The organism is Nocardia carnea (genome assembly GCF_029868325.1).
GTDB lineage: Bacteria > Actinomycetota > Actinomycetes > Mycobacteriales > Mycobacteriaceae > Nocardia > Nocardia carnea_C.
Map to the genome: position 1 here is coordinate 1 of NZ_JARWNW010000212.1, position 8,049 is coordinate 8,049.

Here is an 8,049-nt window from a genome sequence, read left to right on the forward strand (position 1 = left end):
CGCCCCGCGCCCCCCCCCCCCCCCCCCCCCCCCCCCCCCCCCCCCCCCCCCCCCCCCCCCCCCCGCCCCCCCCCCCCCCCCCCCCCCCCCCCCCCCCCCCCCCCCCCCCCCCCCCCCCCCCCCCCCCCCCCCCCCCCCCGGCGCTGTACGGGTGAGGTGAGTGGTGCGTTACGAACCTGGTGCGGATACGCCAAAACGATCGGCCGTCGTAGGGCGGTCGATCATGCCGGATCAGCCCGGCGGCTCCGACTCGGTTGTCGAAGGACTCAGCTGTCGAAAGCGTCGAACCCGTCGCCGTGGAACGCCTCGTTCATCGAGGCATCGGCGTAGCCGCGACAGTAATCCCAGGTGACGTAGGCTTCCGGAGTCGGATCATAGGCGGGCTCGTGCGGCCGGACCGTGCCGTCGACCAGGAGCTGTAACAAATTGGCGCGCAGCATATCCCAGTCGTGATAATGATCCTGCCGACAATCCTCGCAGCTCACCACCAACCCGCGGATACCGCGGTGGGCCAGTAGCGCCTCGTAGACTGCGAGATCGGCGAGATCCTCTTCGACCGCAAGGCGCTCATGAGGATCCAGCGGTTCCCCCGGCTCGATGGCATCGAGCGCGGCGGACGGGTCGGCGGGGTCTCCGGCGAACGGATCCGGCGGCAAGCCAGGTGGTAGATGGTCACGCACATCCCCACGGTACGCAGAACAGGGCGGTCTGCGCCAGCCGTCCGCGCCGCCAGTTTCGCCGCCGCTGCTCGATCGATCGCAGCGGGCCTCAGTTGATCCGTGGTCCAACCGGACCGATACCATGGTGTCAAGCGCTGACGAGCAGTAGTTCACCCGGCACCGCCGCCGGAATAAACGATCCGGCGCCGCACGTTTGTTCCCAGTTACAGTTTGCTATCGGGCCGCTATATCTCGATAGCTCAGCCGACGTCCAGGAGGGCTCGATCCGAATGAGTAATCCCGTACCGGGCGAGCGCACGATTGTCCGCCCTCCTACGGGTGGTGACGATCCGAACAAGATCGCCATGCTCGGCCTCACCTTCGACGATGTGCTGCTGCTGCCCGCCGCGTCGGATCTCATCCCCAGCTCGGTCGAGACATCCAGTCAGCTGACCAGAGAGGTCCGGTTGCGGACGCCGCTGGTGAGTTCCGCGATGGATACCGTCACCGAAGCCCGGATGGCGATCGCCATGGCCCGCGCGGGCGGCATGGGGGTATTGCACCGCAACCTGTCGGTGGCCGATCAGGCGAGCCAGGTGGAGACGGTCAAACGGTCCGAGGCCGGGATGGTCACCGATCCGGTGACCTGCCGCCCCACCGATACCCTCGCCGAGGTCGACGCCATGTGCGCCCGGTTCCGGATCTCCGGTCTGCCGGTGGTCGACGAAACGGGTGCGCTGGTCGGCATCATCACCAACCGCGATATGCGGTTCGAGGTCGATCAGAACCGCCGCGTGGCCGATGTGATGACCCCGGCGCCGCTGATCACCGCCCAGGAGGGCGTCACCGCGGAGGCCGCCCTCGGGCTGCTGCGCCGCCACAAGGTGGAAAAACTCCCCATCGTCGACGGTGAGGGCCGGCTGCGCGGCCTGATCACCGTCAAAGACTTCGTGAAAACCGATCAGTACCCCGACGCCACCAAGGACCGGGACGGCCGGCTGCTGGTCGGGGCCGCGGTGGGCGTCGGCGACGATGCCTGGTCGCGGGCCATGACCCTGGCCGATGCCGGTGCCGACGTGCTCATCGTCGATACCGCGCACGGGCATCAGCGCCAAGTTCTCAGCATGGTCAGCAAGGTCAAGGCCGAGGTGGGGGATCGTATCCAGGTCATCGGCGGCAATATCGCCACCCGAGCCGGTGCCGCGGCGCTGGTCGAGGCCGGTGCCGATGCGGTGAAGGTGGGCGTCGGGCCGGGCTCCATCTGCACCACCCGGGTGGTTGCCGGTGTCGGTGCCCCGCAGATCACTGCGATCCTGGAATCCGTCGCGGTGTGCGCGCCCGCGGGTGTGCCCGTGATCGCCGACGGCGGAATCCAGTTCTCCGGCGATATCGCGAAGGCCATCGCCGCCGGCGCCTCCACCGTGATGCTGGGCTCGGTGCTGGCCGGTACCGCGGAATCGCCCGGTGAGCTGATCCTGGTGGGCGGTAAACAGTTCAAGAGCTACCGCGGCATGGGATCGCTGGGCGCCATGCAGGGCCGTGGTCAGGCGAAATCCTTCTCCAAGGACCGCTACTTCCAGGACGATGTGCTGGCCGAGGACAAACTCGTTCCCGAAGGTATCGAAGGCCGGGTGCCGTTCCGCGGCCCGGTGAACCAGGTGATCCACCAGCTCGTCGGCGGTCTCCGCGCGGCCATGGGCTACACCGGCGCACAGAACATCACCGGTCTGCAGGAAGCCCAGTTCGTTCAGATCACCGCGGCGGGCCTCAAGGAGAGCCACCCGCACGACATCACGATGACCGTGGAGGCCCCGAACTACACCGGGCGGTGACTTTGGCGCGCCTCCGGCGCGCGGGGTTTCGGCCCTTTCGGCCCCTGCTTTCCGCACTAGATACTCGCGGCTGCGCCGCATCGCATCGAGTGCGGAAAGCAGGGGCGGGCCGAAACCTTTCAGGGCCTCGCTGAACTCGGCACCACGGCTGGGCGCGTTCAGCAGTGATCCCAGGTTTGGTGCTCAGACCGCCAACCGTCCGAGCCGCGGCTGACCGGGGGTGTGTAAGGTTTAGTCGCAATATGCGAGTTCACCAGGTGAAACGCACAGACTTCGGTGCCGAGTCTTACGAGGCCCTTGGAGGTTTCGGCCCGCGTTGCCTTTCAGGCCTCGAAGCGAGGCCGCGGAGCCGCGAGTCTCGAGGGCTGAAAGGCAACGCCAAGGGGGCCGAAACCCCGCGCGCGCCAGCGCGCCGAAAATACAGGAGCTATCAGTGCGCGATATGGTCGAGATCGGGATGGGTAGGACGGCTCGCCGGACCTACGAGCTGGACGATGTCGATATCGTTCCCTCGCGCCGGACCCGTTCGGCGAGCCAGGTGTCGCTGGCGTGGCAACTGGACGCCTACCGGTTCGATATCCCCTTCCTCACCCATCCGACCGATGCGCTGGTCTCCCCGGAATTCGCCATCGAGATCGGGCGCCGGGGTGGGCTGGGAGTGATCAACGGTGAGGGGTTGTGGGCCCGCCACGCGGATGTCTCCGCCAAGATCGACCAACTGCTCGAGCTCGCCGACAAAGGCAGCTACCAGCGGGCGATCGCGTTCCTGCAGGAACTGCACGCCGCGCCCATGCAGCCCGATCTGCTGGCCGCGGCGGTCGGCCAGGTGCGGGCCGGTGGGGTCACCGTCGCGGTGCGGGTGAGCCCGCAGAATGCGCGGGCGCTCACCCCCGGCCTGCTGCAGGCCGGGATCGATCTGCTGGTGGTGCAGGGCACCATCATTTCGGCCGAGCATGTGGGCGACGGCGAACCGTTGAACCTCAAAACTTTCATCGCCGAACTGGACGTGCCGGTCGTCGCCGGCGGCGTCAGTGATCACCGCACCGCACTGCACCTGATGCGGACCGGTGCCGCCGGAGTGATCGTGGGTTATGGTTCGCAGCCGGGCGCGACCACCACCGGCGAAGTTCTCGGTATCGGCATTCCGATGGCGACCGCGATCGCCGACGCCGCCGCGGCCCGCCGCGACTATCTCGACGAAACGGGCGGCCGCTACGTGCATGTGATCGCCGACGGCGATATCAACAGTTCGGGCCAGCTCGCCAAGGCCATCGCCTGTGGCGCGGACGCGGCCATGCTGGGTGCGCCGCTCGCCATCGCCGCCGAAGCGCCCGGTCGCGGCTGGTACTGGCCCTCGGCCGCCGCCCATCCCTCGGTGCCGCGGGGATCGCTGCTTTCGCTGGACGAGCCGTGGGATCTCGCCGAAGAATTGCTCGGGCAGGCCCCTCCGGCGCCGGTGCGCCCCAGCCTGGAACAGCTGCTGACCGGTCCCTCCGACGATCCGTTCGGCTCCCTGAACCTCGTCGGCGGCCTGCGCCGCTCGATGGCCAAGGCCGGATACTCCGACCTCAAGGAATTCCAGAAGGTCGGCCTCAGCGTTCGCGCCTGAGCCCGAGGGTATGGGCCTGCGAGTCGCTGATCGGCGCTCATTAGACTCATGCGGGTGACACATTCGCAGAGGCCCGTTCTTGTCGTCGACTTCGGTGCGCAGTACGCGCAGTTGATTGCCCGCCGGGTTCGGGAGGCGAGTGTCTACTCGGAGGTGGTCTCGCATACGGCCACCGTTGCGGAGATCGCCGAGAAGCAGCCGCTGGCGGTAATCCTGTCCGGTGGTCCGGCCAGTGTGTACACCGAAGGCGCGCCCGCCCTCGATCCGCGGCTGTTCGACCTGGATATCCCGGTTTTCGGTATCTGCTACGGCTTCCAGGCGATGGCGCAGGCGCTGGGCGGCACCGTGACCAATACCGGCACCCGCGAATACGGCCGCACCGAACTCGATATCGACGGTGGGCTGCTGCATGAGGGGCTGCCGGAGTTGCAGCCGGTGTGGATGAGCCACGGGGACGCCGTCACCGACGCCCCGGATGGTTTCGAGGTCACCGGCACGACGGTGGGTGCACCGGTCGCGGCGTTCGAGAACCGGGCCCGCCGGCTGGCCGGTGTGCAGTACCACCCCGAGGTGCTGCATTCGCCGCACGGGCAGCAGGTGCTGAGCCGGTTCCTGCACGAAATGGCCGGTATCAAGCCGGACTGGACACCCGCCAATATCGCCGACGCGATGGTCGAGCGGGTGCGCGAGCAGATCGGGGACGCGCACGCGATCTGCGCCCTGTCCGGCGGCGTGGACAGTGCGGTGGCGGGCGCACTGGTGCAGCGAGCCATCGGTGACAAGCTGACCTGTGTTTTCGTCGATCACGGGCTGCTGCGGGCCGGTGAGCGCGAACAGGTGCAGCGGGATTTCGTGGCCGCCACCGGGGCCCGGTTGGTCACCGTGGATGCGGTCGAGAAGTTCCTCGGCGAACTGAAGGGTGTCACCGACCCCGAGGAGAAGCGCAAGATCATCGGACGGGAATTCATCCGGTCGTTCGAGGATGCCGTCGGTGAGGTCGTCGGCGAGCAGGCCGCGGGCCGGGATGTCCCCCCGGTCGAATACCTGGTGCAGGGCACGCTGTACCCGGATGTGGTGGAATCCGGCGGCGGCAGCGGAACCGCGAACATCAAATCGCATCACAACGTGGGCGGCCTGCCCGACGATCTGGAATTCGAACTGGTCGAACCGTTGCGGCTGCTGTTCAAGGACGAGGTCCGGGCGGTCGGCCGGGAGCTCGGATTGCCCGAGGAGATCGTGGCCCGGCAGCCCTTCCCCGGCCCCGGCCTGGCGATCCGGATCATCGGTGAGGTCACCGAGGACCGGTTGCGGACACTGCGGCAGGCCGATGCCATCGCCCGCGAGGAACTCACCGCGGCCGGTCTGGACGGGCAGATCTGGCAGTGCCCGGTCGTGTTGCTCGCGGATGTGCGCAGTGTCGGCGTCCAGGGGGACGGTCGTACCTACGGGCATCCGATCGTGCTGCGGCCGGTGTCCAGTGAGGACGCGATGACCGCGGACTGGACCCGGTTGCCCTACGAGGTGCTGGAACGGATCTCGACCCGGATCACCAACGAGGTGAGCGAGGTCAACCGTGTGGTTCTGGATGTGACGAGCAAACCGCCGGGCACCATCGAGTGGGAGTGAGCCGACAGCAGAACGCCCGGACCCTCGGATGAGGGGCCGGGCGTTGTGCTCGGTACGGCGCCGTTCGACGAGAACCGGCGTCGCCGCTCGGGCTACCGGCGCTTTCTCGGCGAGATGACCAGTACCACGCCTATCACGATCGCGGCCGCCACGACGATCCAGCCGACCGGGATCATGGAGGCGATATTCCACCTGTCCGGCGCGGCCAGGGCCCAGATGCTCACCAGCAGCGCGAGTAGACCGGTGACGAACAGTCCGGGGGAGAAGCCCCCGCGGTGAGCCCGTCCGGCCGATCCACCGTCATTCGATGTTTCCACGTGCGGTTTCGTTTCCCGGTCAGCCACGTCGCACCTCCGCTTCACCCATTCGGACCTGCACGTTCAAATCCAGCACCGGCGCATCCCCACCGGGGCCGGTGAGCCCGTCCGGGCATCTCGCCTCACCCATCCGGACGGTGCACTCGGTGCGCACGTTCATGTTGTCGGGTACCAGGACCACCGCCTGACCCATCTGCACGGAAAGGTCGACCGTTCGATCAGCGGTCAGTTCGATACCGCGCAGGTCCAGAGTGCCGGAACCCATCGTCACCGCGTATTCCGGCCGCACATCGGCGGCCGAGACGGGCGTCCAGGTGCGTTCACCCATGGTGGTGCTCTGGAAATCGACCGGCCCGACCGCGGCGGCCAGAATGACGAACGCCGCCAGCGGGGCGGTGACCAGCAACAGGCCCTGACCCCGGCGCCGGAAGGCGCCGAGCATCAGTCCCAGCCCGATCACCGCGAGCGCGATCGCGGCGATCCGGCCCGCTGTCATCCATTCGGCTCCCGCCACCGCCGTAGCGCCGGCACCTGCCGCGGCGAGGATTGCCAGGCCGAGCACGACCGCGGTGAAACGCGACCGCGGACGCTTCTCGGTGACCACCGCCACCGGCTGCGCCGGGGTGGGGTCGGGCAGATCCCAGGCGAGTGGCGCGACCCCCAGCGGATCCCAGGCGGGCGGAGTGCGGTCGGTGAGGCCGGTGGACTTGCTCATCCCGATGGTGGGGCGTGGAGGTACGGGCCGGTCCGGGCCGGTGTCCCGGGGCACGTCCGGCTCAGAAGGGGTGGCCGCGACCGGGTTTTCGGTGGCGGTGGAGTCGGGTGTGCCCGGGCCTGGATCGCCGGCCGGTACGGCCGCGGTGGCCGGTGGGGACGAAGGTTCGGCGGCGGGGGTTTTGGTGAGGCTCGGACCGGTGGTATCCGTCGTTTCGGAGGTAGCGGTACCGGAAGCGGTTTCGTCGTCCTGCACGGGGTTGTCCGGGACATACTGGTCCGGCAGCTTCGTATAGGGGGTATATATTCCGGTGTACTGGGAGGTATACGGATCCGCGCCGCCCTGGGGGAACGTGGCGCCGGGGTACCCGGTCGTCCCCGGGCCCGCAAGCGAATCCGGAACCGCCGCCCCCGCGGGCAGCGGCGGCGGCTGCGGAGCCCGCAAATACAGCATCCACCAACCGGCCAGCATGAGCGCCAGCGAGATCACCCCCGACCCGCCGAGCCCCACACCCACCGGACCCATGGTGCTCACCGCGATCGCCAGCGCCACGATCAGCACGATCGTCTTGGTCTGGCTCTGCGAATCCTGCCGTTTACGGGTCAGCGATTCCGCCATCGACGCACCTTCCCCGGCCTCGGGAAACATCAGCCACCCGAACAGGTAGAGCACGATTCCCGCCCCGCCGAAGAGGGTGGACACCACGAACGCCACCCGCACCAACACCGGGTCGATACCGTAGCGATGCCCGACCCCGGCCGCGACCCCGGCGATCGGCCCGCGCCGGGGCAGGCGGGCCGGGCGGGTCTGCCACATCTGCTGAAGCTGATCACCGAAGCTGGTTCTCGTCATGAAACCCATGCTCCGCTTCCTGCGTGCTTCCTCACATCGGGGTGAACCCTGAAGTTGCTCCCGAAATACTCCTGACCACCACCCGACCGCCCCGATGTTCCCCCGGTTGGTTGCCCCGCAGCACCACCGGGGTCCTGTCATACGAAACGCCTGCCCCCGTGGTTCGGGGCCCGTCTCGTTCTGGAGCGACGGAGCGGGGGAGCGAAGCGGAGGAGCGGAGGAGTGAAGAACGAGACCTCTAGGGCCCCGAACCCCGGGGCCCCCCCAGGGGCCGCCCGGGTAAAGAAACGGGGGGTAGCCCCCGGCCCGGGGGGTGGGGGCCCCTACTGGTCTCTTTATACACTCCACCGCCCCCCCGCTCCGCCCCCCCGCCCCGTCCCCCCCCACCCCGCGGGGCCCCTAACCACGGGGGCAGGCGTTTCGTATGACAGGACCCCGG

6 protein-coding genes are annotated in these 8,049 nt (G+C 68.5%); 3 read left to right on the forward strand and 3 right to left on the reverse strand.

Annotated features, from left to right (window positions below; genetic code table 11):
* Positions 1-266: 266 nt before the first annotated feature.
* Positions 267-680 carry a DUF5319 domain-containing protein gene (locus QH196_RS18075; RefSeq protein WP_030522220.1) on the reverse strand — a complete coding sequence of 138 codons (414 nt, stop codon included), beginning with the start codon at positions 678-680 and terminating at the stop codon, positions 267-269.
* A gap of 269 nt (positions 681-949) precedes the next feature.
* Here QH196_RS18075 and guaB point away from each other — a divergent pair, with 269 nt between their 5' ends.
* The 3 genes from guaB to guaA all read left to right on the forward strand — a co-directional run bounded on the left by guaB (position 950) and on the right by guaA (position 5,726).
* Positions 950-2,491, forward strand: coding sequence for an IMP dehydrogenase (gene guaB, locus QH196_RS18080; protein ID WP_280416978.1), 1,542 nt, complete (start codon positions 950-952; stop codon positions 2,489-2,491).
* A gap of 433 nt (positions 2,492-2,924) precedes the next feature.
* Positions 2,925-4,100, forward strand: coding sequence for a GuaB3 family IMP dehydrogenase-related protein (locus QH196_RS18085; protein WP_280416979.1), 1,176 nt, complete (start codon positions 2,925-2,927; stop codon positions 4,098-4,100).
* A gap of 48 nt (positions 4,101-4,148) precedes the next feature.
* Positions 4,149-5,726, forward strand: coding sequence for a glutamine-hydrolyzing GMP synthase (gene guaA / locus QH196_RS18090; RefSeq protein WP_280416980.1), 1,578 nt, complete (start codon positions 4,149-4,151; stop codon positions 5,724-5,726).
* 92 nt (positions 5,727-5,818) lie between these two features.
* On the opposite strand, the gene QH196_RS18095 is transcribed toward guaA, so the two are convergent.
* The gene (locus QH196_RS18095) at positions 5,819-6,043 is read right to left on the reverse strand and encodes a hypothetical protein (RefSeq protein ID WP_280416981.1); all 225 of its coding nucleotides are present in this window, start codon (positions 6,041-6,043) and stop codon (positions 5,819-5,821) included.
* Positions 6,044-6,062: 19 nt separating this feature from the next.
* Positions 6,063-7,610, reverse strand: coding sequence for a PspC domain-containing protein (locus QH196_RS18100; RefSeq protein ID WP_280416982.1), 1,548 nt, complete (start codon positions 7,608-7,610; stop codon positions 6,063-6,065).
* Positions 7,611-8,049: the final 439 nt, after the last annotated feature.

What these genes read in the sequence shown, in the direction of transcription:
- guaB (WP_280416978.1), top strand. Translation starts at nt 950, where the DNA reads ATGAGTAATCCCGTACCGGGCGAGCGCACGATTGTCCGCCCTCCTACG.
- guaA (WP_280416980.1), top strand. Translation starts at nt 4,149, where the DNA reads ATGCGGGTGACACATTCGCAGAGGCCCGTTCTTGTCGTCGACTTCGGT.
- QH196_RS18100 (WP_280416982.1), bottom strand. Translation starts at nt 7,610, where the DNA reads ATGACGAGAACCAGCTTCGGTGATCAGCTTCAGCAGATGTGGCAGACC.